Consider the following 24,472-nt stretch of genomic DNA (forward strand, 5'->3'; position numbering starts at 1 on the left):
CCGCTCGTACCGCCGGGCCCAAAAGGCAACGACGCCATACATCACGCCGCCGAAGGGCTGAATCACCCGAAATGGCAGCCACCAGTGTCAGCGACGAGGTGGCGGCGACGATTCCGGTCGCAGGTCTCACCGCCGCCGCCGTGGACGCGATCGGCCTGCGATCCGGAGACATCCTGCTCGTCGGTGGTGCCGCCGGCGGCGTCGGCGTGTTCGCCGTCCAGCTCGCCAGGCTCGCCGGCGCGACCGTCATCGGGACCGGCTCTCGGGGCACCTTCGAGTTCCTGCGGCAGCTGGGGCTCAGCCCGTGGCGTACGGCCCGGGACTCGCGGAGCGGGTTCGAGCGCTGGCCCCCGACGGTGTGACCGCCGCGACCGATTTGTTCGGCATCGAGACGGCCCAGACCGCGCTCGCGCTGGGAGTCTCGCCGGAACGGATCTCCACCATCGCCGCCGGCCCCAACCCGCCCGGCGGCGTCCGCGCCACCGGCGGTAGCGATGCCGAGCCGGACGCCGCGGCACGGATCACCGACGGGATCCTCGCGGGCAAGATCACGGTGCCGATCGCCGCGTCCTACCCGATCGAGCGGATCCGCGATGCCGTGACACTGCAGGCGGGACGGCACGTTCACGGCAAGATCGTGATCACACTCCGACCCCGCCCGGAAAGGGCGGCGTCGCGCGTTCCGCGCTCGGCGGTTACGCAGTCGACTCGGCGTAGCGGGCCAACTCCGCTGTGGCCGAACGCAATTGGTCAGCGGCATTCAGCGGTGTCGGGAAGCCGGCGCGGGTGTAGGCCACCCCGCGTGGCGTGTGCACCCGCAGGTCCAGGCCGTAGCGGTCGACGCCGGTGCACACCGCGGTCTCGGTATCGGGGTAGCCGCCGAACGCCCGGGCCATCGCGGCCAGGGCGGCGGCGTGGTCGGCGTTGAGATGCGCGACCGCCCGGGCCGAGGCCGGCGCGATCGGATCCGGCGACGCGGCGGCGTATTGGTCGGCGGTGGCCGAGTCCATCCGGCCGTAGCCACCGACCCAGCGCACCCGCCGCACTGCGAGCACCCAGAGGGTGAAGTCGCTGAAGTCGAGGTAGAAACGGGCGGCGGGCACCGCTTCCAGGTATGCGGCGCGGGCCGCCTCCCGTTCGGCGTCGGGGGGTCGTGCGACCACCCCCGCCAGGGTGATTCGGCTTCCGGCCAGCGGGTCGGCGTCGTTGCTCGCCGCCACGATCGACAGGCTCGCTCTCGGGTCGCCAGCCAGGTTGCGGCCGTGCTCGGCCAGGTTCGACACGCACAGCACCGGCATCCCGCCCAGCAGCCCGTAGGTCACCAACGATGCCCACGGGTCGCCGTCGGCGGTCAAGCTGGCCAGCGTGGCCACGTTGGTGGCGGCGGCGATGGTGCGGGCCTCTTCCGCCGCGGAGCGACGGGCGGGGTTGGTCGGCGGCAGCAGGGGAGGGGGCGCGGAGGGCGCATCCCCGGGGTCGCCGTGATCGCGAGTGGCCACGAGGGCAGGCTAGCAGCGCCCCGCGTCAGCTCGAGGCGCTGAGGATCTTGATCGCGAAGACGAGCGTGTCGCCCGGCCGGATCCCGGCGCTGGGCTGACCGTTGGGGTAGCCGTCCGCGGAGGTCATGGCGACGGCGACCGTGGATCCGACCTTTTGTCCCGCGATGGCCTTCTGGAAGCCCGGAACGACTCCGCCGAGCGGGAAGTCGACCGGGGCGCCGCGTTCGTAGCTGTTGTCGAACACCGATCCGTCACGCCCGTCGACGCCCATGTAGCAGACGGAAACCCGGGCCGTGGCAGGGACCACCGGTCCGTTGCCGGCGCGCAGGGTGTGCACCTGGGTCTGGGTGACGCTGAACGGTGTCGTCACCTTCACGAGCGGGGCCGTCGTGTCCGTGGACCCGGTGACCGCGACGCTGCCGGTGTTCCCGGCCAGGGTCCAGTCGGGCGCTGCCCCGTTGGCCGGCGCTGTGGTCGGGCACGAGCCGGCGGCGGCCGCCTCGCCCGGTCCTACAAGCGCCAGCGCGGTCGCACCGGCCGCGAGCATGACGGAGGCAGTCACCTGAGAAGACTTCACCGCCGACACGCTACAGCCACCCCATGCGTCCTTGACCGCCGCGCCCCACATCCATACGCGTGCCGGGACGCTTTATGCGCTTGGTGGCCTAGAGGCCGGCGGCATGCAGCGCGCCGATGTCGGCGGTCTCGCCACTGTGCGATGCGGTGCCGACGCTCGTGTCCGGAGCGTGCAGGCGGACCCCGGCGACGAACTGCTCCGCCGCGGCCGGCGCCGGTCCCGCACGGTCGACGATGCAGAAGGCGAACTCGTCGCCGCTGAGCCTGGCCAGGACCGCAATGCGGGGCGCCAGATCTCGCCAGCGCGCCGCGCAGCGGATCAGGTGCTCGTCGCCGGAGATGTCCGTCGGTGTCATTGATCTGTTTGAAGTTGTCGATGTCGACCGCGATGACGGTGACGGTGTACGCCGTCGACCGGGACCGCGCCAGCAGATCGGCGGTGGCGATCTCCCAGCCGGCCCGGTTGACCAGTCCCGTCAGTGGGTCGGTGCACGCCGCGGCCACCAGGGTGCGCGTCACCAGCCCGAAGGACTCGGCGGTCCCGACAATGGCGGTCACGAAGATGACGTGGTCGAGGTACAAGCTGGCCGCGTGACTCAGCTCAAGGGCCAGGACACACGCGCCGGTGAGATCAGCGCCGACCCCGCCGCCACCCGGGCATTCCTTGAGGTACTGAACCACGACATACCGCCCTCGATGCTCTACACCCCCGCCCTGGCGCTACGGGCCACCGCCCGCGCCATCGGAGAGCAACCCAGACATGCGCCGGCGACCATCAAAGAATTCATATCCACCGCAAGGCAAGGCATCCAACAAGCCCGCGGCAAAAAGCGACTGGCCGATTCGGGTCCGAACGATGAGCCGAACGTCGGCTTCGCGGCTTAGTCGAGCGCCGCCGACGGGGGAGTGCGGCCAAAATCTCATGACGGTTTCGGTTGGACAACGATACTGCAGCGCACCCGCGGGGCGATAACCAAGATCACCTGGGTGTCCTTAGCGTCTGCTGCCATGGCCGGACGGAACGATTACGGGACGCGCTGGCGCACAGTGCGTCACGCAACGGTGTCGGCATTGATGGTTGCCATTCTCGGGCTCGCCATTGCCCCCGCAGCTTATGCCGCTGCGCCCGCGGCCAGGTTGTCGGTGACATCGACGTGGCAGACCGGGTTCATCGCCCGGTTCACCGTCCTGAATCCGACCGCGGCGCCCCTCGCCGATTGGAAGCTCGAATTCGACATGCCGGCGGGACAATCCGTCACGCACACGTGGAACAGCACCATTGCGCAATATGGCACGCACTTCGTGCTCACCCCCGCCAATTGGAATCGCGTCATCGCGCCCGGTGGTTCAGCCACGGGCGGCTTGAGAGGCGTGCTGACCGGTACCTACTCGCCACCGCAGAATTGCATGCTCAACCGGCAGTATCTGTGCACCTAACGGCGACCGCGCAAACAGGATCGGCCGTCCTGAGGCCCGGAGCCGTTGCCACGCCGGGGAAACCCGTTGCGGTACATTGGCTCACTCGGCCGTACCCTGCGCCGGTCCATGACGGGTGCTCGACGGATCCAGCGCGTGGTGTAGCCGCCGTTCACGGAGATGATCAACGTCCCTGGCGTACAGAGAGAACGGCAAACGTACAGACGGTCGCGGTGTCGAGGTGATTCACCATGAGATCTGTGCTGACATGCTGCTCGGTCTCGCCGAGCTCGAGCGCACCGAGTGGGGCTGGCTGCCGCACCGACTCCCGGCTCGTGCGCGCGCGCAGTGCGACGACCCGCAGCTGCTCGGAGCCGAGGCGCAGCCGTCCGGAGTTCGGTTGGCATTACGGACGGCTGCAACGGCGATCGAGCTGGACGCGCATCGCACGCGGGTCGCGCTGACCGGCGTCCAGGTGCGGCCCGACGGCACCGTCGATCTCGTCGTCGACGACCGGCTGACGGCCCAGGCGGCAACGTACGGCGGCGACATCCTGCGCGTCGACCCGGCGACCACCTACCGAACGTCGCCATTCGGATAACTGGTTTGATGGAGGTTCCACTGGCCGCAATCGGGGGCCAGGACGTCGTTGACGTCGACTTCGAATCCTCCGACCCGAGGGCCGGGATTGGACGCCGTGCTCACGATGCGCTGGTAGAGAACAGCGGCGGGGTAGACGCGATTGCCGGACCAGGCTCGAGTTTGCCAGGCCCACCGGCGGCCGGGCGTGCTCGAAGACCCGATAACGCCATCGGCCGCGGCCCACTGACACGCATTGATGCCCCCGTAGATCCCGGTTCGTTGAACTCCAAGAACCGCGTTGATTCCACGAAACCACTGCAGCGCGAGGCGATTCCAGGTGTCGCGGCTGATGTCCTCGTCGATGGTGAAGAAAATCGGCGCACCCTGGGCCCCGCCTGCCGCGGTGTGCAGCTGCCAGGCGGTGCGCGCGTCCGCGATACCGCCGGCGTAGCCCCGCCTGAAGTCCGACGGTGCCGTCCCACCCGGCTTGCCGTATTGGTAGTTACTCACGATCACCAAGCCCGCGGCCGTCAGTGACTCGGCGTAGGGCCGCGTGATCGGCTTGGCGCCAAACGACGACCCAGGACGGGACAACGAGACGTAGTTGACCACCCCGCTATAGCCGGCAGCTCGGATGGCCTGCGCTGGAATCTGGTGCGCGGCGAAGTCGATCAGCTGGGGAGCCGAGGCGGCCGCCGTGGGCATGCCGCAGCCGACCGATGCGGCACCCAGCCCTGCCAACGCAGTGGCGTAGCGCAGCGCGTCACGCCGGGAAACCGTACCCGGTCGCCCATGGCTGGCCACCGGGGAAATATTGTGCATCGCGCGATGTTAACGATGGGTCGGCTGTCAACGGTAGGGTCCGACTTGATTACGATTTCAAATGGATACCGGGTGGTGACCCCCCGGCGATGCCATCGACCTGACGCCGACTTCGAGTGCCGCCAGAGATTGGACCCGGGGGAAATTCCCCGGCGTCAAGACTCCTCGTGGCCGCACACCTGCCATCGGGAAAAGATCCGGCCGACGCGCTTGACGACGTCACCTTGGCTGCGCGGTAGTCACAGTGATCGGCGTCGCCGCCGGCCACGGCAAGCGACTCGATGCCTCAGTGTCAGCCGATTGAGCCCAGGATCGCCCGCGCTGTGCGCTCCGCGATGAGCATCACCGGCGCGTTGGTGTTGCCGGAAATGATGGTGGGCATGGCTGACGCATCAACCACACGAAGGCCGGCCACACGGTATACGCGGCAGTCGGAGTCGAGCACTGTGACGGCCGACCGCGGGCGACCTCGGGCGTCAAAGGCTCCCATCGCGCATGTACCCACCGGATGGAAGATCGTTGTTCCGAGTTCAGTTGCTGCCCGGCATAATTCGTCATCACTTTCGAACTGTGGACCGGGAAGCAACTCCTGCGGTCGGTAGCGGGCGAGAGCCGGCGCCGCCATGATCTGCCGGGTCATGCGGAGGCCCTTCACTGCGATTAGCCGATCCGCGTCGGTCGAAAGGTAATTGCAGCGAATTTTCGGGTGAATCAGTGGATCTGCGCTAGCCATGCACACATGGCCACGCGAGCTGGGGCGCAAGTTGCAGACGGAGGGAGTGATTGCCCCGAAGGGGTGCAACGGTTCGCCGAACTTCGGCAAAGACAAGGGCTGCACATGCCACTCCAGATTGGGACTGTCCAGCGCGGGGTCGCTCTTGGCGAAAGCCCCCAGCGTCGAAGGAGGCATGGTCATGGGCCCCGATCGCAACAGCAGATACTGAAGTCCCATGCCCGCGCGGGTGATCCAATTCCGGTACAGCGTATTGACGGTCCGGGCGCCCCGGACCGTGTATACCGTTCGAAGCTGCAGGTGATCCTGAAGGTTTTCGCCCACGCCCGGTAGATCGACAACCACGGGCACGTGATGCCGGGTGAGGAGACCAGCCGGGCCCAGACCCGAGACCTGCATCAGGTGCGGCGAGCCAATAGCTCCAGCGCTCAGAATCACCTCCCGCCGGGCTCGGACGTCGACGATTTGGCCGCCTTTGAGCAGCCGCAGGCCGGTGACGCGTTGCTGGGCCGTGGTCCAGGCGCCGCGACGCTGATCGCGGCGCACCTGGTCGTCCAGCACAAGCCGCACGGCCTGGGTCTGCGTGTAGACGGTGAGATTCGTTCGGTGCGCGATGGGATGCAGGAAGGCGTCGGCCATCGACCAGCGACGGCCACGCCGTTGGTTGACGTGAAAGTACGCAGAGCCGGCGTTGAAGCCGCGGTTGAACTCGTCGATCGGGGAGATGCCCAGCTGGGCAGCGGCGGCCTGCCAGGCGTCCAAGATCTTCCAGCGCACACGCGGACGCTCGACGCGGATCTCGCCGCCAACGCCGTGCCAGTCGTCGGCGCCGCCGAAGTAGTCCTCTAATTTTTTGTAGATCGCGAGTGTCTCGCCGGGACCGTCCGGGCCACCCCAGAGCCAACGCTCGTCACCGGTGGCCCGCGCCCAAAGCTCATAGTCGCTCGCCTGTCCTCGCATGTGGATCATGGCGTTGATCGACGAGCAGCCGCCGATCACGCGGCCCCGCGCATAGTGGATGCTGCGGCCGGCCAGGCCCGGCTCGGCCTCGGTCGTGAAGCACCAATCGGTGCGGGGGTTGGCGATGGTGTACAGATAGCCCACCGGCACCTTGATCCAGAACCAGTCATCCCTGCCGCCGGCCTCGACCAAGAGCACACGGCAATCAGGGTCGGCACTGAGCCGATTGGCGAGCAGACAGCCGGCGCTGCCCGCCCCCACGATGATGAAGTCGAATTCGGCGACCGCGTTCATTTCCGGTATCGGCCCTCCAGCGTCGGTTGCGTGTCTCAGTGTGACCGACGACCAGTAACCGTGGCATCCTGCACTCACGAGCCAAGGATGAACACCAGCAGGGCCTCAGCGCAGCGCTTCGAGTGCGGTGCCGAGCCGTCGAAGTGCTTGTTGAGCGAGCGTTCTCATAGATTTCCGATTACCGGGTTGCAGCCAGCGCCGGAAGGCGTCCGCAAGAGCGAGTGCTCCGACGTTGGCGGCCAGATCGGCGACAGAGGTTCTACTCCGCGCGCGACCAGCGCATCGGCCATCGCCGCTGTCAGAGCGGCGGCCTTGAGCAGGTCTCGCTCCTTGAGTTCGGAATTGGCGTCGATGACGGCCTGACGCCTGGCCACGAATTCCCTGCGGTCGTCTGGGAAGCCCGCTGCGAAGGCGGCCAGTGCGGCGCCGATCGCTTCCAGAGGGCTGGCGCCGGCGGGCGCACCGGCAATGGCATCGGCGAACATCTCGCGGTACGCATCCTGGCCGCGAAAAAGGATCTCGCGTTTGTCGGCGAAATGACGAAAGAACGTACGCTTGGTCAATCCCGCACGCTCGGCGATCTCCACCACCGTGACGTCCTCGAATCCGCGGTCGGCGAACAGTTCCACCGCTGCGACCGCCAATCGCTCGGCGGCGTTGGGTTCCCAGCGACTCATACCCGCATTCTAAAGTGCGCAGTAGGCCGGATGACACCAAGTGCCGTCATGGTGTAGTGCGATGACACTTGGTGGCGTGCGGACGGCTCCGATGATTGCCTTTTGGGCAGGCAGGAATCCGGAATGAAAGACCTTCGCACTGCATACGGCCCTTACGCGGTGGTGACCGGGGCGTCCTCGGGTATCGGGGAGCAATTCGCAAGGCATCTCAGCGCGGCGGGCGTCAGCGTCGTCCTGGTGGCGCGCCGGGAAGATCGGCTGCAGGCCTTGGCCGCTGAACTCTCCCAAGCCCATGGCACCGACAATGTCGTGACTGCGCTGGACTTGCTTGCTGATGGTGCAGTGGATGAATTGATCTGTGGCGTTGGTGATCTCGACATCGGGATCGTGGTGGTCAATGCCGGCATCTCGTCTGCGGGTCCGCGGGTGGACAGTTCGCTGGCCTACGAGCTCGAGGTCTTCACCCTTGATGCGGTGGTACCGCTGCAGATGGCGCACGCGTTCGGCAATGCCTTGGTCCGGCGGGGTCGCGGAGCCATCGTGTTGGTGGCAACTGGGCGCCGACGATTTCCGCGTCCGGGTACGCGCGGCCGCCGCCAACCCGATGGACTTCGGCATCCGAAAAGGCAAGATGAAGATGGTTACCGGCCGCAGCTTTCCGCGGGGACTGGGCTACGACTTCGCCGGCGTCGTCGAGGCGGTCGGCACAAACGTCACCCGACTCCGTGTCGGTGACGAAGTGCTCGGTGCGGCGTCGATCAAAAACTCAGGCGCGTTCGCCGACGTGGTCGTCGCCGACCAAGCGGGCGTCGTGCACAAGCCCGAAGGGCTTTCGTTCCAGGCGGCCGCCACGCTTCCCATCGCTGCCGGCACCGCCTATCAGGCGCTGTTCAGCGTAGGCAAGTTGCAGCGAGGGGAAGCGGTGTTCGTGCATGCCAGCCTCGGCGCCGTCGGGCGCTCGGCCGTCCAATTCGCGCTCGCCCACGGGGCCATCGTGGGCGGCAGCTGCCGCCTCGGCTCCGAGCCTGAGGCGCGCGGGCTCGGTATCGATCCCATCGTCGACTTCGACTTCGAATCCGCCGCGCTTAGCAGGCGGTTCGACATCGTGCTCGACGCGGCCGGCACGTTGCCGATCAAGAAGGCCCGACGAATGTTGACGCCGAAAGGACGCATCGTCAGTGTCAACCCCAGTCCGGCGAACATGGTCAGAAACGCCCTACCCGGACCGTTCCACGTCGTGATCGGCAAGTTCGTCATCGCCGATCTCGAGGCAGTCGCACGCGCCGCCGCCGACGGTCATCTACGGCTACCCATCGCCCAAACGGTACCGCTGGCAACCGCAGTCCCGGCTCTCACAGAACTAGAACGAAACGGCATTGCCAAGCGGGGCAAGCTCATTATCCTGCCCGGGTGAGCTCAGGGCAGCGAACCCCCGACCGCCCCGGATGCGGGCCTATGCGGCCACGGCAGCCCGGCGCGCTTAGCCAGGCCAGCGTCGGTATAGCTTCTCCGACGCCCACGCCGGCCACGTCGGTGCGCCGATGACCGTGCCCGCGGTCAGTTGAGCGACAATCCGGGGCCCCTCGAGGCGTGAATTGTCGTAGATCGTTGCGGTGTCGGCGATCTCGATCGCGTCGGCCACCAATTGCCATAATCGGCGGTGCCTTTCGCGGATCTTGCCCTCGGGGACGTCGTGACCGCCGTGGCGGACGCGCCGCCGTACGCGTTCGACGGCGAGGCCCTCGGGGATCAGCATCACGTGCAGAGCGACGACGTAGCCCCCATCGTGGGCGGAGCGGATCAGCTCCAGCTTGGACGGATGGGAGAAGACGGTCTCGGCGATGAACGATAGGCCAGCCTCGATGAGTTTGGCGCGGGTATCTGCAGCAATCCGGGCTGCATCGTAGGCGTGCACAGCGGGATTATCGGGCCAACGCTGCTTGGCGATCTCGTCGGCATTGACGAACACGCTGCATGGTAACAACGGCCCTAACGTGAACGCGATGAACGTCGACTTACCAGCACCGTTCGGGCCGACGACGAGATCGAGCCGCTTCACCGGCGCCTCGCGAAGTCGTGGCTCATCCGTCGACGTCGACCACCGAGGAAGTTCCGTCGGGCCGGTACTCGACGATCTCGCCGTCGTCGTTGAGCGCCACTGTCGTGATGCCGCGCACTGCCAGCCAGTCACCGTAATGGACGGTAGAGAGCGACTCCTCGATGGCGGCCGAGATCTCTGCGTTGAAGACGACCCCCTCATCCTCGGACAAGTGGTTCGTGTCGAGATCACCGGCCAGGGCGGCCTCGACACGGCGACGCGAGGCCGTCTGATGGCTCGACACCGCCCGGCCCACCCGAGCCCAATGATCGAGTTGCTGCTTGGCCGAGCGGCTCTGGCGAGCGCCCTCAGCAGCAGCGCTGTCCATAAGGTCGGCGGCGACCCGCGTGACGCGGTCGGCGACGTTCGTCATATCCGCACCTCCTGTAGCAAGACGGAACGTGTCAAGGTCGGTGAGACAGTTTCTTACGCGGATTTGATGAGTGCTTCCGGGGTTGGTTGGTTGATCCAGGCGACGGTGGGCAGCTTCGGTGGAGCGGGCCGTCGGTGCCGGAATCTAGCGGGGTTAGCGGCGTAGGCCGCATCCAGCGTGGCGGCACGTTGGGCCTGGATCTCGTTTGCGGTGCCGTAGTGCACCGATGCAACGGTGTGTAGGCCCACGCCGCTGTGGCGATGCTCATGGTTGTAGTAATCGAAGAATGTCGTGCAGAAGGCGCGGGCATCTTCGATCGAGCCGAACCGGCCCGGGAACGCCGGGCAGTACTTGAGGGTCTTGAAATTAGCCTCCGAGTAGGGATTGTCGTTGGACACGTGCGGGCGGCTGTGGCTGCGGTCCACCCCCAGGTCGATCAGCAACTGGGCGACCGGCTTGGAGGTCATCGAGGTGCCGCGATCAGCGTGCAAGGCCAACTGGCCGCGGGCGATGCCGTGACGGGCCATGGTGTCGGCGATAAATGCTTTGGCCAACTCACCGTCCTCAACTTCTGCGATGATCCAGCCGACGACGTAGCGCGAGAAGATGTCGATAATCACATAGAGTTGATAGAAGATACCCCGTTGTGGCCCTTGCAATTTCGTTATATCCCAGGACCAGACCCGGTTTGGTGCGTTAGCGATCAGCTCGGGTTTCTTGCGCGCCGGATGGGTGCGCTGGCGACGCCGCTCGCGGTTCTCCCCGGCAATGGCCAGTAGCCGGTACATGGTGCGAATCGAGCACAGGTAGACACCATCATCAAGCAGTCGCGCCCACACCTGCGCCGGCGCCAGATCGCAGTACTGCTCTGAGCGCAGCACCGTCAGAATCTGCTGGCGTTCGGCCTCGGTGAGCTTGTTCAGTGGCTCGGGCCGCACCCGCCGTGCCGGCCGTGGTGGTGGGTTGCGGTGGCGGTGGAGCGTGGCCCGCGATGCACCCAGCAATTCGCACGCCCGTTTGGTGCTGGTTGCGGCCTCCAGGTCGGGCAGGTGCTCGCCGATCACGGCTTGGACTTCGGCTCGAAATCCGCGCTCTCGGAGAGCATCTCCAAGAGCGCGTGTGCTTTTCCCGTGATCTCCAGCGCTAGCTTGGTCCGATCCAGCTCAGCCTGCAGTTGCGTGGTGCGCCGCCGCAGCTTGTCCAACTCGACCTGCTCAGCGCTGCGCTTCGGCTTGCCCTTCGCCGACAAACCCTCCCGAGCGCCGGCATCACGGGCCTTTCGCCATTCGGCGATATGCGAGCTGTACAGGCCTTCACGGCGCAGCAACGCACCACGCTCCGACGAGCCCACCGACAGCGCGTCGTACTCGTCGAGGATGCGGGCCTTGTACTCGGCGGTGAACGTGCGCCGCCGCGCCCGAGCACCTGGATCGGGCACGTTGTCCACTTGGTCATTATCACTGCACCCGTCCAGGGATGCGATCGTCATAGTCACGGAAAATGGTGATCCTGTCTCGCCCTGTAGCGATGATTGGCTACTGCTGCTGTCTCACTTAACCCTGTCACACAGGGAGATGCTACACCTGGTAGCGTAATGTTACATGGGTTCCCATTGGCGGATACATAGAACACCGATGATCCGTTTCCGAGGCGCTCTGACTTACCGTCGATCACCGCGGGCGTAAGTTCGTTCGGAGCTACGAACACCGCACCCGCCTGCGCCACTCAAGTGGTTCGGATGTGGCGCGGACCGGGCGCACAGGTCACCGGCAACTTGGCCCACACCAACAGGAAGACGCGGGGGAGACGCCCATGGGAATGATCGCACACCGCCGCCAAACGGTGGTCGGCCTGGCCGCCGCCGCGCTCATCACTGTCGGCTGCAGCAATGACAAGAGCGTCGACGGGGCGGCACCACCTCACGCCGGTGCGCACGCCATCTCCACGAATACGACCTCAGCGCAGCCCACCGCGGTCAAGCTCCTCGGGGAGGGAGATGTCGAGGTGACCCTGACCGGCCCGATCGCCGCCAAGTACTCGTCGGCAAGCGAGGATCAGAAGAAGGCACTCGGCAAGCCGCTGACGGGTGACCGCAACGCGGGAAAGCGGGCGAGTGGCGTGGTGTTCCAACAGTTCCAGGGCGGCGTGATCACCGCAGAGAACGACGAACCCGGCACGCCCGCGTTTATCACCACGGGCAAGCTCCGGGAGGCATGGAACGTCCCGCGCGACCCGAACGGCGTGCCCGCGATCACCGGCACCAACGGTTCGGCGGGTCCGCTGGGCCTGCCGACCAGCGACGTGAACGCCGTCCACGGTCTGCTCGTGTCGAACTTCGAGCACGGCACCATCGCGTACAACCCGAAGACCGGCCAGGTCGAAGTTACGGTAAACGGCAAGGTCGTACCATCCGGCCTGCAGCCCGAATGACGGCCAACGGAAAGCCTTGGGCGCCGGGCCGGCGCGACGATTCGCGCCGAGGCCGCAAGGCTCGCCGAAGACGAGTTCGATCGCGCCGAGGCCATGCAGGTGCTGCGCGATATGGAGACGCTGCGTGCGTGGTGAGGTCTTTCGGTTGCATGCCGCGAAGGGGAGTCGCAGTCATGAGCAGTCCGGTTCCCGATACGCCGTAGTCGTCCAGTCAGATCAAGTGCCGCTGTCGACCTGGCTGGTTGCACCCACATCCACGTCGGCGCGTGCCGCCAGCTTCCGACCCGAGGTCGAAGTCGGCGGCGTGAAGACACGAGTGCTTGCTGAGCAGACCGCAGCGGTCGACCCGGGCCGGCTCGGCAAGAGCGTCGGGTTCCTAAGCTTCGACGAAATGCGCCGCGTTGATGCGGCCCTGCGTATCGTCCTCGATCTATGAGGACTGCGGCGCCCGCATCACCGCCTGGGACGACGAAAACAACTCGTAGGCAGTGCATTACGAAGCGCGTTACTTGACATAATGTCGCTTATCGGTACCGGAGGGTAGCGAGTTGCATTAGATGAAAGAACTTGCACCTCTTGACGATTAGCATGTTCACGCAGGTCCGGCCGTTGATCGGCTGGCGTAGGCCTGGAGCGGCTCTGCCGTGGTCGTTGCACGAAGGCCCAGCACGTCGTCGAGGCCGACTGACTTCGAATCGCACGCATCGGGTGCCCGACGGGGCCGGCGCCAAGGATCGCGGAATCTGTCAACCTGAATGAGGCACCGTTGGGTGGTATTTACTGAGTGGCCTCCTGGGTGTCGTCTGGTTTGTTGATCCATGAACCGCTGGGCAGTTTCGGCGGCTCGGGCGTGTTTTGCGTCTGACTTCGCGATAGAGATCGGTGTGTCGATCAGACGACATCCGACGGGTTCTCCGAGCTCTCTTGGAGGATCTGATCATGTCCGAAGCAAACTCTGGTGGCGACCGCTCGCACCGTCGCCCGAAGCGGTTCTTGAGCCCGTCGCAGAAGTACGAGATATGGCTGCAGCTGGTACGCCAGGAGGTGACGATCGCCGAGGCCGCCGCCAACCATCAGGTGGATCGCACGACGATCATGCGCATCCGCACGATCGCCAAGGAAGGTGCGCTGGCCACGCTGGCGGCAGCCAAGCCAGGCGCGGCGGCCCGCCAACGCGACTACGAACTCGATGCCGCCAAGGCCGAGAACGCGCGGCTGTCCGAGGCACTCAAGGAGATGGCCGTGCGGCTGACGTTGGTCGAGGGAAAAGGGCGCTGGGGCTAAGTGGCCGAGTCCCACACCGTGTCGACGTGGCCACCAAGACGGCGCTGTTGGGCTTGCTCGACCAGGCGGTCGATGAAGGTTGGACACTGCGCCAGGCATGCCATGCGTTGGAGCTCGGCGAGCTGCGGGCACATCGCTGGATCGCTCGCCGAGCGATCGGCCAGCTGGTCGACAAGATCCCTGGTGGGTCGCCCATGCATGGGCTGCTCGACGAAGAAGTCAGCGAGATCTTGGCGTTGTTCGACCAGTGGGGCGAGACCGACCGCTCGCACCGCAAGCTTGCTCACCGCGGCTCTTATCTGGGCCGGGTATGGGTGTCACCGTCGAGTGTTCGTCGGGTCCTGTTCTTGGCGGACAAGCACTTTCGACCACTTCCCAAGCCTGGACGTTCTCAACGCAAGCCCTTCCCGGATTGGGTGGACTACAAGCCGAACTCGATCTGGATTTACGATACGACGCACTTCACCAGGGCGGGGATGGCAGTGTTGATCATTCAGGATTTGGTCTCGCGCAAGTGGATCACCGAGGTCGTCTCCGCTGAGGAAACCTCCACCCAGGTCGAGATCGGGTTCACCGACGCGCTCGACATCGAGGGACTCCTGCAGGCCGTTGAGCGACGCGCCGACGGCCTGGTCGATATCGGCATCGACGACCAGGCCCGGCCGATCCTGCTCGCGGTGTCCGATAACGGTCCCCAGATGACGTCGGGCTCGACGCGGGAGTTCATGGCCATGTCTGCGATCGCCCAGCACTTCGGACGAGCCTGTCACGATTTCTGTGTAAGTCAGAGGTGATTTGACTACGAGTTGTATTCTAGCACAATGGGATTCGCCCAGGGAATAGTCTGGCGAGTGTGTTGAGCGCCACAGTCCAGTTGTGCGTTCCAGTACCCGAATAGCCTCCTCTCTCGCTGGAGATGTTGCGCAGCCCGAGGTACAGCAACTTCATCGCGGCGTCCTTGTCCGTGAAATGACCACGGTTCTTGGTGATCTTGCGCAACTGGAAGTTGATCGACTCGATCGCATTGGTGGTGTAGACGATCTTGCGCAACTCCACCGGATAGTCCAGGAACGGAACGAATTCCCCCCAGGCGTTGTGCCACACGTCAATTGCACCCGGATATTGGGCGCCGAATTGCTGGTCGAACTCCTTGAGTGCGAGTTCGGCTCCATCGACGGTCGGCGCACTGTAGATCGCCCGCATCGCGGTGGCGACCTTCTTGCGGTCCTTATAAGACACGAAGCGCATCGCATTCCTAATGACGTGCACGACGCAGGTCTGCACCACGGTATCGGGATAGATCGAGCGGATCGCATCAGGCAGACCGGTCAGCCCGTCGCAGCAGGCGATGAGGATGTCGCGCACCCCGCGGTTGCGCAGGTCGATGACGACCTTCTGCCAGAACTTCGCCCCCTCGGAGTCCTGGATCCAGCAGCCCAAGGCGTGTTTGCGGCCCTCCAGATCCACGCCAATGGCCAAATAGGCGACCTTGGTGGTGATGACCCCGTTGTCGCCGATCCGCAGCCGCAGCCCATCGATGTAGAGGATCGGGTAGACCTCATCGAGCGGGCGGGCCTGCCAGGCCTTGATCTCATCGACCACCACCTCGGTGATATTGGAGATCAACTCCCGCGACACCGACGCCCCATAGACCTCCTGCAGGTGGGCTTCGATATCGCGGGTGGTCATTCCCCGTGAATACAGCGACAACACCACCGAATTGATGTTGTTGAGCCGGCGGGTCTTCTTCGGCACAATCGCCGGCTCAAACGAGCCGTTGCGATCACGCGGCGCATCGATCTGCACCGGGCCGTTGACGGTGGTCACCGTTTTCGGCGTGGTGCCGTTGCGCGAATTTCCCGATCCGCGTCCGGCCGGATCGCCGGCCTCATAACCCAGATGGTGGGTTAGCTCCGCATTCAGCGCCCGCTCCAGCACGGCCTTAGTCAGCTGGTTCAGCAAACCGTCCGCGCCGTCGATCGGGGTCCCGGTCTTCACCGCATCCTTAATCAACGAGTCCAGCGTCTCTTCGGTGAACATCTCGGCCAGCCGCCGCGCCGCGGTCGTCTCCTCAGCCGGCATCTGCATGGTCTTGGTCACAAAACACTCCTTCTGTCCGCCCAACGGCGGTCCGATGATGGACCACCCCGGACTTACACAGATGGAATGACACGCCCCTTCGGACGCCCCGGAACGCCGACCGATCAAGCCTGGATCGAGAGTTTCAACGGGCACCTCAAGGCCGAGTTCCCGCACCTGCTCGCGATCGAGGACCCCGCCACCCTGCGCGCCGAACTTGCCGTCACCCGCCAATTCTGGAACGGAGTCCGGTTGCACGCCGGCATCGGCTATGTCACGCCCAACGACGAACACGAAGGACGAGGGGAGGCCATCCGCAAAGCACGCCAAGCCGGGCTCGAATCCGCCCGCAACCGCCGACTTGCCTGGCACCGCCAGCAAAGGCACACTCAACCCATACAGGATCCCGACGATGTTGTCTGATCAAACGCGAATGTCTATCGCAAAGTCAGAAACACCTCAGGCGGACTTTCGCACGAACCGTTCTGGGTGTGCAGCGTAGGCGGTGTCGAGCACACCGGCGCGCTTGTCACGGATGATCGCGGCGGTGCCGTAGTGCATCCATGATTTCGCCGGGGACTCCGCCGCGGATCCCCGACCACTCCCAACTCGCACCTTCGAGCACGCACCGTTACCAGCTTTGCGAGTTAGGCTTGCGTTACAAAGCATTTCGTCACCGTGAGGCTACCGTCAGTGCCTGTAAATGTCCGCGCGATGATCGACACGCTGAATCAGCACTAGTGAGTGCTCCTCGTCGATCCGGTACAACAGGCGGTACGGGCCGCGCCGGGCGCTATACAGCCCTGTCAGTTCACGCCGCAGCGGCTTGCCGACCCGGCGCGGTTCCCGCGCTAGGTCGCCGAACGCGAACTCAATCGCGGCCGCGAGCACCCGCGGCGGCATCTTGTGCAGGTCACGCCGCGCGGTGCCGGTGAACCGAACCGTGTAACCCACCGACTGCGTCAGTTGCCGCGCCGAGGCAGGCCGAATTCGGCGCGAATTTCGTCCTCGCCGTACGTGCGCCCAGCGGCAATGTCGGCGTCGGCCTCGGCGACGGATTCCTTGATCCCGGGCTGGGAAAGCCAGTACAGCGTCTCCTGGAGCGATTCCCATTCCTCGGCGCCGACGAGCACTGCCGCCGGCGCTCCGTTCTTGGTGATCGTGATCTGATCCTGCGTTTGGGCGACCGCGTCGACATACTCGTTGAGCTTGTCTTTCATCTTCGAAATGGGCAGTATCCGCATACCACCATGTTAGACCTAAATATAAGCCAGCTACAGGCCATAATAAAGGCCTATAGTTCTGCACCACTGGCCCCGAACCATCTGGCGACGATGCGGAAACCCGGCCGCATGCGCTCCCTAGGCCAACTCGCACCTCTCGAGCACGCACCGTTACCAGTTAACTGTTGCGAGTTGCTTTGTATAACAACAGCTTTGCGAGCCGATTGTCCGATCCTGAACTAGTTGGGAGTAATCCGGGAAAACCTGGTAGCTGTCCGATTTCTCGCCCTCCGTTCCAGAACTACCTGACAGTGACACCCGCCCAGGTCCCTGTCCATGCAACCTGCGGATCTTCGCCCGGCGTAACCATGGCGCTGAGTCTGAATCCATGACTATCTGACAGCGCCGGACAGGACGATGGACAGTCCAGAACTACCTGACACCGGCGGACGCTCCGCGTCGTCGAGGTCCCGCGCGAGCCGTTTAATTCGTCACTGTGACGTTATGGAGGTGATGAGCGCGCTCGATCGCGGCGCGCTTGCCCAACCCGAGGTCCATCCCGCCGCGCTATTTCGTCACCGTGACGCATTAACGATAGTGCCGACCCCCTGCGGGATCCAATGGTTCGCATGCGTTCAAAGTCGAATCAGTCTGTTGAATCAGCTTCCCAGAAAACGATTTCCGCATCTGGGAGCGGTTCATCGAAATCGTCTGAGACATGAATATCTGGGAGCTGTCCAAATGTTCGCACCGGCGGCTTAAGGGCTGTAGCCGATTCATCGCTGGCCTGACCCGTTGCCATCCCCTGTCGTTCGGACGGGTCCGAGAATTCATGGTTTTTTGCCCGGCGGTTGGTTGCACATTCTGATAAACATGAAATCTTCCGTGTCACGTCGAAGGGCGCCCAGCGTAATTATTTTGTCACTGTGACGTTTTTCCAACACCGTGCAAAAGGTTGATCGGCATGGTTTGTCCTGCCAGCGGGTGGGCTGCGACGATTTGCACGACGGCGACGCTGGTGTCGTCATCGACCGGTGCGGGCGAACACGCCGGCTAGGGCATCCAGGGCGGCCGGCACTAGCCGGTAGTAGGCCCATTTGCCGCGCTGGGTGCGCTCGAGCAGACCGGCCTCGACCAGGACCTTGAGGTGGTGTGACACGGTCGGTTGGGACAGCCCGACCGGCCCGGTCAAGTCACAGACGCATGCTTCGGCCGCCTCGTGGCCCGCGATCAGCGACACCAGCCGCAGCCGGGTTGGCTCGCCGAGCGCCTTGAGAACCATGGCCAGCCGCTCGGCGGCCTCCGCATCCAGCACCGCATCGGCGATGGGACGACAACACGTCTGGAGATCCGCCACCAGTAGCGATACATCGGATTGCGCTGAGGAAGCGATCGTCGTAGGCATAAACCCAGTATGACACACATTGACAGCCGTCGATGGATAATGCAGTCTTGATCCCATAGACATCAGTCGATGAGAGGAGTATCGAAATGACCGAGACCAGGGACGGCGAGTTGCGCGATCAGGTTCGCGCCAGCTACGGCGCCGCCGCCAACGCGATCAGCGGTGGCGCCACCAACAGCGAGGTGCTCACCGCGGCGAGCTGTTGCGGGTCGAGCGATGCGGCCGACGTCGGCACCATTTTCGGAGCGGGTCTCTACGGCGCCGACGAGCATTCCGAGCTGCCCGCCGACGCCGTTGCGGCGAGCTTGGGGTGCGGCAACCCGACCGCGGTCGCCGACCTGCACCCCGGTGAACGCGTGCTCGACTTGGGCTCCGGCGGCGGCATCGATGTGCTGCTCTCGGCGCGCCGAGTCGGACCTGAGGGGTTCGCCTACGGCGTCGACATGACCGACGAGATGCTCGCCCTGGCCGAGGCGAACAAGGCCAAAGCGGGTGTCACCAACGTCGAGTTCCTCAAGGGCACCATCGAGGACATCCCACTGCGTGACGCGGCGGTCGACGTGGTGATCTCCAACTGCGTGATCAACCTGTCGGCCGACAAACCGGCGGTGCTCGCCGAAATGTTTCGGGTTCTGGTTCCCGGAGGGCGGATCGGGATCTCCGACGTGGTCGCCGAGGATCGCCTCACCGCGGCCGAACGAGCCGAGCGCGGCTCCCATGTCGGCTGCATTGCCGGAGCCCTGTCCAAAAAGGAATACCTCGACGGCCTGGCAGCCACCGGATTCGTCGATGCCTCCGTGGCCTTCACCCACGAAGTCGCCGACGGAATGCACGGCGCAATCATCCGCGCCACCAAACCCGCAGCATCGGTCGGCGGCTGAACCGACACAGAGCCGATGCAGAAAGGCCAGTGGGCTGGCGCGGAGCAACCGCACCAGCCCACTGTCACGTTTGGAGTTACTTAGACAGCAGTCACTCCTACTGCCTGAGGTCCTTTGGCGCCTTGCGCTACCTCGAACTGAACACGCTGGTTTTCCTCGAGCGACCGGTAGCCGTTGCCCTGGATCTCCGAGTAGTGGACGAACAGGTCCTTCGCGCCGTCGTCCGGGGTGATGAAGCCGAAGCCCTTCTCACCGTTGAACCATTTCACAGTCCCCTGTGCCATTTACTTTCTTCTCTCATTTCAAATGCGGATATACCTAAAATATCCGCGCGATCAACGTAGCACGAGCCGTGCTATTTATTGACAATTGTTGCCGCGCTGCGACGACGAACCCTGGGAGCGGGCCGAACGGCGCCGCCGGCCGGCAGGACCGGAGCGGCGAGGCTGCGCCGGGCGCTGTTGCGCGGTGTGCGCGGGGACGGCCTGCTTCGGCGCGGGGGCCCGGTGCGGCGCCACGTCCCCGGCCACCGCATGCACGGCGGCCGAGTCGACGGTGACCTCCTGCGGCGTGACGCGGATGCCCGCACGGCGCATCAACGCGTGCGTGTCCTTGCGCTGCTCGGGCAGGACGACGGTGACGACATCACCGGCATTGCCGGCCCGCGCGGTGCGCCCGGACCGGTGCAGGTACGCCTTGTGCTCGGCGGGCGGATCGATGTGCACGACCAGTTCGATCCCGTCGACATGGACACCGCGTGCCGCGATGTCGGTGGCCACCAACACGCGCGCGTCACCGGCGGTGAAAGCGGCCAGGTTCCGGTCGCGCGCGGGCTGAGACAGGTTGCCGTGCAAGTCGACAGCCGGGACACCGGATTCGGTGAGCTGCCTGGCGAGCTTGCGCGCCTGGTGCTTGGTGCGCATGAACAGGATGCGGCGACCCGATCCGGAGGCGAGCCGGTGGACCAACTCCTTCTTGGCCTGCGCGTCGGAGACGTGGAACACGTGGTGGGTCATCTCGGGCACCGGCGAGTCGGAGCCGTCGACGGAGTGCAGCACCGCGTCGCGCAGGAACCGATTGACGAGCTTGTCGACCCCGTTGTCGAGGGTCGCGGAGAACAGCAAGCGCTGGCCGCCCATCGGGGTGGCCGCCAGGATGCGGGTGACGCCGGGAAGGAAACCGAGGTCGGCCATGTGATCGGCTTCGTCGATCACCGTGATCTCGACCGAGTCGAGACTGATCAGACGTTGCTTCATCAGGTCTTCGAGCCGGCCTGGGCAGGCCACGACGACGTCGACGCCGGACTTCAGCGCCGCCACCTGCCTGCTTTGCGACACGCCGCCGAAGATCGTCGTCACACGTAGCCCGTTGGCGCCGGCCAGCGGTTCCAGGGTCGCGGTGATCTGGGTGGCCAGCTCCCGGGTCGGGGCCAGAATCAGACCCGTCGGGTGGGACGGGCGGCGTCGGTGTCCGGCCAGCCTGCTGACCAGAGGAATCGAGAAGGCGAGCGTCTTGCCGCTGCCCGTCTTGCCGCGGCCGAGGACGTCGCGGCCGCTGAGGGTGTCGGGAAGTGTCTCGACCTGGATGGGAAACGGATGGCTGATCCCGCGGGCGGCGAGCACCTCGATGAGTGGTTCGCGCACGCCGAGATCGGCAAATGTCATGCCTGTGGTCACTGGATGTCTTTCAGCATCGGTGGTGCCGACTTGGCGGCAAAATGCGCGCGTTCGGTCAGCACAAAGTGGCGAGATTGCCGGTGGGCAAAATCGATCGCCGCGATACGAACTGCGCCGGATTCAGTGCGCCAACCACTCGATCGGGGCGGACGCCGGAAGGATGAAGAAGCGTTTCACGACGTGCCGGCCGCCGTAGGACGGCCAACATTGCTACGAGCATAGCGCACATGCCGGCCCGGTGCGCCCCGGGGTCAAGACCTGCGCGCACCGCCCGCCCGCTGCCTGTACCGTTGAACACGAACCGCCTGCCAGCGGTCATCGCGAATCGTCGGCGCACCAGAAAAGAGATCAGCGTGCGATTCGATCGTCGTCCGACCGCCGATGCGGACCGGCCGACCTCCTCTTTCGTAAGGACACACATGGACAACTCGAACCTGTTTTCCCACCCTGAAGCGCCCGAATACGTGGTCTCGGGCGAGGCCTCCGGGAAGCCGGTCGAACACCCGGTCTTCTCGGATCGGCCCAGCGGCGACGCCGGAGCGCGCGCCAAAGAACGCCACTGAAGTAGTAAACGCCGAGCTTTCGAGGAGCGGTGGCGTCAACTGAGTCACTATCGTGGCACCGAGCGGGCTTGATCACATCCGCGCGACGGGGCCACGCCTCGCACCACACCATCGTGGGGTGCTCCACGACAAACTAGCCGCGCTGTCGATCGCGAGCGCCGAGGTTTTCACCGCTGCCGCGGTTTGGGCCGTCGGCGGCTTGGTGGCGGCAAGTCCCGCCGGCGCAAGCACTTTGGTGCCGCTCACCCAGAAGTTCCGTGCGTGCGACTTCACCCCGGCAGTGAATATGCAGTCGCGGGGACACGGTACGGCCCGAGCCGTAATCGGCACGGGCGCAAATCAAACGGTGACCGCGCACGTCCAACTCGTGGCCGTCGAACCCGGAGTTCGCTACAACGTCAGGTTGATCCAGGCACCGGCCTCTTCGGTGTCGTGCACTGCCGGCGTCACCGACGGGACGATGGAGACCGATGGCGCCGGGACAGCGACGCTGACGCTGCGGGACGCGTTTTGTCCCCGAATACCACCGGTGCGTGGGTCTTCGTCGAACGCCCATCGCCGAACTCGCAGACACCGGCCGAGTACTACACCTCGGAGTTCATCGCCGCGCTCCGAGAAGGGCAGGCGGGTCCGCTAACGCCGATATTGGGGACAGTACGCGGTGATCGCAGCGTCGACGGCTGACTGAGCCTGCGCGGGCGCGGTGTTCGTGTTGCTCGCAGGTCGCGGCTGCGGCATCCCGCATTGGAGCCATTGGAGGCCGGTACACACGGCATGGCCGGTGACGATTCGACCTTGGGATCTGTGACGGTGACGCCGGGAATCTGCGAGGCCAGTTTGAGGTAGACCTGGTCAGCACTGGGCCCCGGTCGGCACGGTGCCGGTGCCGGTGCCGCCGGCGCGGGTGGCAGCGCCGGCGCACCTTTTGCCGCGGGGCGCGCCGTTGCGGCGCCGCGGGGTGCGGCGACTCGGCCTGGATGCGCCTCGGCGCTCCGGGCGCCGCTTTGGCGGCCGGCGCCGGCTGCCGCGACGGATCATCCCGGCCAGCAATCGCCGGGCCGCACCCCCCAGCGCGAGGACGATTCCGAGGATCACCAACGGCAATTCCGATGGGAGGTGTCTGATTTCAATGGCGGCAGTCCATCGGTGTCGCAGTCGGGTTTTTGAACAGAGCCGGGTCGGCGAACAATTGTTGATCGGCCACGGTGACGCCGTCGGGAACATCGCCTTCCCGCGTTATGACCATCGGCGTCTTGTACACCGACCCCTGGTCGCCGCAGTTGACGGCGACAACGGTGTCGGTCAGCACGCCCCGAAGCGTTCCGACGGGCTGGGGCTCCCACGACCGATTCAGCGTGTCGGTGTCGCCGGCCGTTCCGTCGGCGCCGGGAGGACACGGCGCCGGCGACTCGAGCGGCGAGGGTCTCGGTGGCGGCCGAACGTCCCGATGGTGCCGGACAGTCGGCGAACGACATCGAAAAATCTGCTCGGCGAAACCCGGCGAAACCCCCATTGGCCCGAGCGTGATTTGGCGCTTCATTGCCGGCACCTCCGCGAAGCCGCCACGATGCGCGGAGGTCGGTACGGTATATTCACCCCCATGCGAGTCCAGAAAGCGGCTCTTTTGACGTGTCGACCGCACGGGAGCGATCTGGTCAAGTGAGAAGCGGGAAAATCGCAGCGCAAACGCCGGAAATCCCCTCGCGGAAGTCGCCGTAGGCGACATTGTCGCCGACCAGGCCGCGAGGATTGTTGGTTGTGTACGTGTTGATCTGAACATTATCGGGGGCTGTGAATGGCCAGGAGGCTTCTGCTCCGGCGTTGGCACCGCAACATGGAGGTGCGTGACGACACCGAGTACGTAAGCAGCATCGCAACGTTGTCCGAGGGATCGGTGCGACGGAACTTCAACCCCTATACCGACATCGACTGGGATGCCCCGGAGTTCGCGGTCATCGACAACGATCCCCGGTGGATCCTCCCGGCTACCGATCCGCTGGGGCGCCACCCCTGGTACCAGGGGCAGCCCGAGGAACGCAAGATCAAGATCGGTATGTGGCGCCAGGCCAACGTCGCCAAGGTGGGCACCCACTTCGAATCCGTCCTGATCCGAGGCCTGCTGAACTACGCGTTCTGGCTGCCCAACGGCTCCCCGGAATACCGCTACTGCCTGCACGAATCCATCGAAGAAGGCAACCACACCCTGATGCTGCAGGAGATGGTCAACCGCGTCGCCGACGGCGTTCCGGGCATGCCACGCATCCTGCGCTGGATCTCGCCGCTGGTCCCCCTAGCTGCCGGTCCGCTGCCGGTGGCCTTCTTCATCGGGGTGCTCGCCGGCGAGGAACCACTCGACCACACCCAGAAGGATGTGCTGCGCGAGGGCAAGGCACTGCATCCGATCATGGAGCGGGTGATGGCCATCCACGTGGCCGAGGAAGCGCGGCACATCTCCTTCGCGCACGAATTCTTGCGTAAGCGGTTACCGCAGCTGCCCAAATGGCAGCGCTTCTGGCTCTCCTTGTATTTCCCGTTGATCATGCGCCTGTTGTGCCACGCAATTGTTGTTCCGCCGGAGGCGTTTTGGCGCGAGTTCGATATTCCGCCCGAAGTAAAACGGGACCTGTTCTTCGGGTCACCTGAATCGCAGAAATTATTGCGCGACCTGTTCGCCGATATGCGGGCGCTGGCCTACGACACCGGGATGATGAATCCGCTTTCCCACATGCTGTGGCGGGCGTGCGGGATCGACGGCGAGCCCTCGCGCTACCGCGGCGAGCCGCAACGCGGGCGATTGAGCACCCTGCCCGACGACGATGCGGCGCCGGTGTCCGGCGACGACCCGCACGCAACACCTTCCGTGCATCGCGGCGCGCTGGCCTGACGCGCAGTTCCTCGTCG

32 protein-coding genes and 1 pseudogene are annotated in these 24,472 nt (G+C 65.2%); 16 read left to right on the forward strand and 17 right to left on the reverse strand.

Going from position 1 to position 24,472, the window contains the following annotated elements; all coding sequences use genetic code 11:
- The first annotated feature begins 71 nt into the window (after positions 1-71).
- On the forward strand, positions 72-362 hold the full coding sequence (locus AB8998_RS15545) for an MDR/zinc-dependent alcohol dehydrogenase-like family protein (protein WP_369738695.1): 291 nt from the start codon (positions 72-74) through the stop codon (positions 360-362).
- Positions 359-583 (forward strand): annotated as a pseudogene (locus AB8998_RS15550) (NADP-dependent oxidoreductase); the annotation flags it as partial. The gene AB8998_RS15545 and the pseudogene AB8998_RS15550, both read left to right, overlap by 4 nt.
- Positions 584-695: 112 nt before the next feature.
- Here AB8998_RS15550 and AB8998_RS15555 read toward each other — a convergent pair.
- From AB8998_RS15555 to AB8998_RS15565, 3 genes are read right to left on the reverse strand one after another with little or no spacing between them, the layout of a single operon-like run.
- Positions 696-1,499, reverse strand: a complete 804-nt coding sequence (locus tag AB8998_RS15555; RefSeq protein WP_369738696.1) for a HugZ family pyridoxamine 5'-phosphate oxidase — start codon at positions 1,497-1,499, stop codon at positions 696-698.
- A 25-nt stretch (positions 1,500-1,524) separates the two neighbouring features.
- Positions 1,525-2,046: an FKBP-type peptidyl-prolyl cis-trans isomerase gene (locus AB8998_RS15560; protein WP_369741595.1), complete on the reverse strand. Its 522-nt coding sequence runs from the start codon at positions 2,044-2,046 to the stop codon at positions 1,525-1,527.
- Positions 2,047-2,072: 26 nt separating this feature from the next.
- Positions 2,073-2,546 (reverse strand): diguanylate cyclase domain-containing protein, encoded by a 474-nt coding sequence (locus AB8998_RS15565; protein ID WP_369741596.1) that lies wholly within the window; start codon positions 2,544-2,546, stop codon positions 2,073-2,075.
- Here AB8998_RS15565 and AB8998_RS15570 point away from each other — a divergent pair.
- The 4 genes from AB8998_RS15570 to AB8998_RS15585 all read left to right on the forward strand — a co-directional run bounded on the left by AB8998_RS15570 (position 2,440) and on the right by AB8998_RS15585 (position 4,092).
- Entirely contained in the window at positions 2,440-2,670 is a 231-nt protein-coding gene (locus AB8998_RS15570) for a hypothetical protein (protein ID WP_369741835.1), read from the forward strand. The two genes, AB8998_RS15565 and AB8998_RS15570, sit on opposite strands and share 107 nt — an antisense overlap.
- Positions 2,667-2,960, forward strand: a complete 294-nt coding sequence (locus AB8998_RS15575) for a hypothetical protein (protein ID WP_369738697.1) — start codon at positions 2,667-2,669, stop codon at positions 2,958-2,960. Before AB8998_RS15570 ends, AB8998_RS15575 begins: the two co-directional genes overlap by 4 nt.
- Before the next feature lie 123 nt (positions 2,961-3,083).
- Entirely contained in the window at positions 3,084-3,512 is a 429-nt protein-coding gene (locus tag AB8998_RS15580) for a cellulose-binding domain-containing protein (RefSeq protein WP_369738698.1), read from the forward strand.
- A gap of 247 nt (positions 3,513-3,759) precedes the next feature.
- The gene (locus AB8998_RS15585) at positions 3,760-4,092 is read left to right on the forward strand and encodes a hypothetical protein (RefSeq protein WP_369738699.1); all 333 of its coding nucleotides are present in this window, start codon (positions 3,760-3,762) and stop codon (positions 4,090-4,092) included.
- Here the strand turns inward: AB8998_RS15585 and AB8998_RS15590 are convergent.
- From AB8998_RS15590 to AB8998_RS15600, 3 genes are all read right to left on the reverse strand, one after another.
- Positions 4,068-4,895: a DUF1906 domain-containing protein gene (locus AB8998_RS15590; protein WP_369738700.1), complete on the reverse strand. Its 828-nt coding sequence runs from the start codon at positions 4,893-4,895 to the stop codon at positions 4,068-4,070. The two genes, AB8998_RS15585 and AB8998_RS15590, sit on opposite strands and share 25 nt — an antisense overlap.
- Before the next feature lie 292 nt (positions 4,896-5,187).
- Entirely contained in the window at positions 5,188-6,882 is a 1,695-nt protein-coding gene (locus AB8998_RS15595) for a GMC family oxidoreductase (protein WP_369738701.1), read from the reverse strand.
- Positions 6,883-7,046: 164 nt separating this feature from the next.
- A complete protein-coding gene (locus AB8998_RS15600) occupies positions 7,047-7,559 on the reverse strand; it encodes a TetR/AcrR family transcriptional regulator (RefSeq protein WP_369738702.1) in 513 nt (170 codons plus the stop codon).
- A gap of 123 nt (positions 7,560-7,682) precedes the next feature.
- Between AB8998_RS15600 and AB8998_RS15605 the strand changes: the two genes are divergently transcribed.
- Positions 7,683-8,294, forward strand: coding sequence for an SDR family NAD(P)-dependent oxidoreductase (locus AB8998_RS15605; RefSeq protein ID WP_369738704.1), 612 nt, complete (start codon positions 7,683-7,685; stop codon positions 8,292-8,294).
- Positions 8,176-8,973, forward strand: a complete 798-nt coding sequence (locus AB8998_RS15610; protein WP_369741597.1) for an NADP-dependent oxidoreductase — start codon at positions 8,176-8,178, stop codon at positions 8,971-8,973. Before AB8998_RS15605 ends, AB8998_RS15610 begins: the two co-directional genes overlap by 119 nt.
- Before the next feature lie 66 nt (positions 8,974-9,039).
- Here the strand turns inward: AB8998_RS15610 and AB8998_RS15615 are convergent, their stop codons facing one another.
- The 3 genes from AB8998_RS15615 to AB8998_RS15625 form a co-directional block, all read right to left on the reverse strand.
- Complete coding sequence (locus tag AB8998_RS15615) at positions 9,040-9,618, reverse strand: ATPase (protein WP_369738705.1); 579 nt, start codon at positions 9,616-9,618, stop codon at positions 9,040-9,042.
- 22 nt (positions 9,619-9,640) lie between these two features.
- A complete protein-coding gene (locus tag AB8998_RS15620) occupies positions 9,641-10,030 on the reverse strand; it encodes a TA system antitoxin ParD family protein (protein ID WP_369738706.1) in 390 nt (129 codons plus the stop codon).
- Between the two features lie 53 nt (positions 10,031-10,083).
- Positions 10,084-11,519 (reverse strand): IS3 family transposase gene (locus AB8998_RS15625; RefSeq protein WP_369737281.1). Its coding sequence is split into 2 segments (ribosomal slippage): positions 10,084-11,159 and positions 11,159-11,519, totalling 1,437 coding nucleotides; the frame shifts between segments, so codons are not numbered across the junction.
- 323 nt (positions 11,520-11,842) lie between these two features.
- Here AB8998_RS15625 and AB8998_RS15630 point away from each other — a divergent pair.
- From AB8998_RS15630 to AB8998_RS15645, 4 genes are all read left to right on the forward strand, one after another.
- Entirely contained in the window at positions 11,843-12,460 is a 618-nt protein-coding gene (locus AB8998_RS15630; protein ID WP_369741598.1) for an LGFP repeat-containing protein, read from the forward strand.
- Between the two features lie 124 nt (positions 12,461-12,584).
- Positions 12,585-12,896, forward strand: coding sequence for a type II toxin-antitoxin system PemK/MazF family toxin (locus tag AB8998_RS15635; RefSeq protein WP_369738707.1), 312 nt, complete (start codon positions 12,585-12,587; stop codon positions 12,894-12,896).
- A gap of 503 nt (positions 12,897-13,399) precedes the next feature.
- Positions 13,400-13,744, forward strand: coding sequence for a helix-turn-helix domain-containing protein (locus AB8998_RS15640; RefSeq protein WP_369738708.1), 345 nt, complete (start codon positions 13,400-13,402; stop codon positions 13,742-13,744).
- Between the two features lie 26 nt (positions 13,745-13,770).
- Complete coding sequence (locus AB8998_RS15645) at positions 13,771-14,538, forward strand: DDE-type integrase/transposase/recombinase (RefSeq protein ID WP_369738709.1); 768 nt, start codon at positions 13,771-13,773, stop codon at positions 14,536-14,538.
- 19 nt (positions 14,539-14,557) lie between these two features.
- On the opposite strand, the gene AB8998_RS15650 is transcribed toward AB8998_RS15645, so the two are convergent.
- Complete coding sequence (locus tag AB8998_RS15650) at positions 14,558-15,793, reverse strand: IS256 family transposase (RefSeq protein WP_369741377.1); 1,236 nt, start codon at positions 15,791-15,793, stop codon at positions 14,558-14,560.
- A gap of 117 nt (positions 15,794-15,910) precedes the next feature.
- Here AB8998_RS15650 and AB8998_RS15655 point away from each other — a divergent pair, with 117 nt between their 5' ends.
- The gene (locus tag AB8998_RS15655) at positions 15,911-16,246 is read left to right on the forward strand and encodes an integrase core domain-containing protein (RefSeq protein WP_369738711.1); all 336 of its coding nucleotides are present in this window, start codon (positions 15,911-15,913) and stop codon (positions 16,244-16,246) included.
- Positions 16,247-16,513: 267 nt separating this feature from the next.
- On the opposite strand, the gene AB8998_RS15660 is transcribed toward AB8998_RS15655, so the two are convergent.
- The 4 genes from AB8998_RS15660 to AB8998_RS15675 all read right to left on the reverse strand — a co-directional run bounded on the left by AB8998_RS15660 (position 16,514) and on the right by AB8998_RS15675 (position 18,451).
- Positions 16,514-16,777 carry a type II toxin-antitoxin system RelE family toxin gene (locus AB8998_RS15660; RefSeq protein WP_369738712.1) on the reverse strand — a complete coding sequence of 88 codons (264 nt, stop codon included), beginning with the start codon at positions 16,775-16,777 and terminating at the stop codon, positions 16,514-16,516.
- A gap of 8 nt (positions 16,778-16,785) precedes the next feature.
- Positions 16,786-17,067, reverse strand: a complete 282-nt coding sequence (locus tag AB8998_RS15665) for a type II toxin-antitoxin system Phd/YefM family antitoxin (RefSeq protein ID WP_369738714.1) — start codon at positions 17,065-17,067, stop codon at positions 16,786-16,788.
- 625 nt (positions 17,068-17,692) lie between these two features.
- Entirely contained in the window at positions 17,693-17,938 is a 246-nt protein-coding gene (locus AB8998_RS15670) for a hypothetical protein (protein ID WP_369738715.1), read from the reverse strand.
- A gap of 132 nt (positions 17,939-18,070) precedes the next feature.
- Positions 18,071-18,451 carry an ArsR/SmtB family transcription factor gene (locus AB8998_RS15675; RefSeq protein ID WP_369738716.1) on the reverse strand — a complete coding sequence of 127 codons (381 nt, stop codon included), beginning with the start codon at positions 18,449-18,451 and terminating at the stop codon, positions 18,071-18,073.
- A gap of 86 nt (positions 18,452-18,537) precedes the next feature.
- On the opposite strand from AB8998_RS15675, the gene arsM reads away from it, so the two are divergent.
- Entirely contained in the window at positions 18,538-19,332 is a 795-nt protein-coding gene (gene arsM / locus AB8998_RS15680) for an arsenite methyltransferase (protein ID WP_369738717.1), read from the forward strand.
- Positions 19,333-19,412: 80 nt separating this feature from the next.
- On the opposite strand, the gene AB8998_RS15685 is transcribed toward arsM, so the two are convergent.
- Together AB8998_RS15685 and AB8998_RS15690 are read right to left on the reverse strand one after the other, a co-directional pair.
- Positions 19,413-19,616: a cold-shock protein gene (locus tag AB8998_RS15685; RefSeq protein ID WP_144954743.1), complete on the reverse strand. Its 204-nt coding sequence runs from the start codon at positions 19,614-19,616 to the stop codon at positions 19,413-19,415.
- A 75-nt stretch (positions 19,617-19,691) separates the two neighbouring features.
- Positions 19,692-21,008, reverse strand: a complete 1,317-nt coding sequence (locus AB8998_RS15690) for a DEAD/DEAH box helicase (RefSeq protein ID WP_369738719.1) — start codon at positions 21,006-21,008, stop codon at positions 19,692-19,694.
- 290 nt (positions 21,009-21,298) lie between these two features.
- Here AB8998_RS15690 and AB8998_RS15695 point away from each other — a divergent pair, with 290 nt between their 5' ends.
- Positions 21,299-21,571 carry a hypothetical protein gene (locus AB8998_RS15695; protein WP_369738720.1) on the forward strand — a complete coding sequence of 91 codons (273 nt, stop codon included), beginning with the start codon at positions 21,299-21,301 and terminating at the stop codon, positions 21,569-21,571.
- Between the two features lie 1,126 nt (positions 21,572-22,697).
- Here the strand turns inward: AB8998_RS15695 and AB8998_RS15705 are convergent.
- Positions 22,698-22,880 carry a hypothetical protein gene (locus tag AB8998_RS15705; protein ID WP_369738721.1) on the reverse strand — a complete coding sequence of 61 codons (183 nt, stop codon included), beginning with the start codon at positions 22,878-22,880 and terminating at the stop codon, positions 22,698-22,700.
- A 486-nt stretch (positions 22,881-23,366) separates the two neighbouring features.
- Between AB8998_RS15705 and AB8998_RS15710 the strand changes: the two genes are divergently transcribed.
- A complete protein-coding gene (locus AB8998_RS15710; protein ID WP_369738722.1) occupies positions 23,367-24,455 on the forward strand; it encodes an AurF N-oxygenase family protein in 1,089 nt (362 codons plus the stop codon).
- The last annotated feature ends 17 nt before the right edge of the window (positions 24,456-24,472 follow it).

This window comes from Mycobacterium sp. HUMS_12744610, from assembly GCF_041206865.1.
Lineage (GTDB): Bacteria > Actinomycetota > Actinomycetes > Mycobacteriales > Mycobacteriaceae > Mycobacterium > Mycobacterium servetii.

What these genes read in the sequence shown, in the direction of transcription:
- AB8998_RS15545 (WP_369738695.1), top strand. Translation starts at nt 72, where the DNA reads ATGGCAGCCACCAGTGTCAGCGACGAGGTGGCGGCGACGATTCCGGTC.
- AB8998_RS15560 (WP_369741595.1), bottom strand. Translation starts at nt 2,046, where the DNA reads ATGCTCGCGGCCGGTGCGACCGCGCTGGCGCTTGTAGGACCGGGCGAG.
- AB8998_RS15580 (WP_369738698.1), top strand. Translation starts at nt 3,084, where the DNA reads ATGGCCGGACGGAACGATTACGGGACGCGCTGGCGCACAGTGCGTCAC.
- AB8998_RS15585 (WP_369738699.1), top strand. Translation starts at nt 3,760, where the DNA reads ATGCTGCTCGGTCTCGCCGAGCTCGAGCGCACCGAGTGGGGCTGGCTG.
- AB8998_RS15590 (WP_369738700.1), bottom strand. Translation starts at nt 4,895, where the DNA reads ATGCACAATATTTCCCCGGTGGCCAGCCATGGGCGACCGGGTACGGTT.
- AB8998_RS15595 (WP_369738701.1), bottom strand. Translation starts at nt 6,882, where the DNA reads ATGAACGCGGTCGCCGAATTCGACTTCATCATCGTGGGGGCGGGCAGC.
- AB8998_RS15600 (WP_369738702.1), bottom strand. Translation starts at nt 7,559, where the DNA reads ATGAGTCGCTGGGAACCCAACGCCGCCGAGCGATTGGCGGTCGCAGCG.
- AB8998_RS15605 (WP_369738704.1), top strand. Translation starts at nt 7,683, where the DNA reads ATGAAAGACCTTCGCACTGCATACGGCCCTTACGCGGTGGTGACCGGG.
- AB8998_RS15620 (WP_369738706.1), bottom strand. Translation starts at nt 10,030, where the DNA reads ATGACGAACGTCGCCGACCGCGTCACGCGGGTCGCCGCCGACCTTATG.
- AB8998_RS15630 (WP_369741598.1), top strand. Translation starts at nt 11,843, where the DNA reads ATGGGAATGATCGCACACCGCCGCCAAACGGTGGTCGGCCTGGCCGCC.
- AB8998_RS15640 (WP_369738708.1), top strand. Translation starts at nt 13,400, where the DNA reads ATGTCCGAAGCAAACTCTGGTGGCGACCGCTCGCACCGTCGCCCGAAG.
- AB8998_RS15655 (WP_369738711.1), top strand. Translation starts at nt 15,911, where the DNA reads ATGACACGCCCCTTCGGACGCCCCGGAACGCCGACCGATCAAGCCTGG.
- AB8998_RS15665 (WP_369738714.1), bottom strand. Translation starts at nt 17,067, where the DNA reads ATGCGGATACTGCCCATTTCGAAGATGAAAGACAAGCTCAACGAGTAT.
- AB8998_RS15675 (WP_369738716.1), bottom strand. Translation starts at nt 18,451, where the DNA reads ATGCCTACGACGATCGCTTCCTCAGCGCAATCCGATGTATCGCTACTG.
- arsM (WP_369738717.1), top strand. Translation starts at nt 18,538, where the DNA reads ATGACCGAGACCAGGGACGGCGAGTTGCGCGATCAGGTTCGCGCCAGC.
- AB8998_RS15685 (WP_144954743.1), bottom strand. Translation starts at nt 19,616, where the DNA reads ATGGCACAGGGGACTGTGAAATGGTTCAACGGTGAGAAGGGCTTCGGC.
- AB8998_RS15710 (WP_369738722.1), top strand. Translation starts at nt 23,367, where the DNA reads ATGGCCAGGAGGCTTCTGCTCCGGCGTTGGCACCGCAACATGGAGGTG.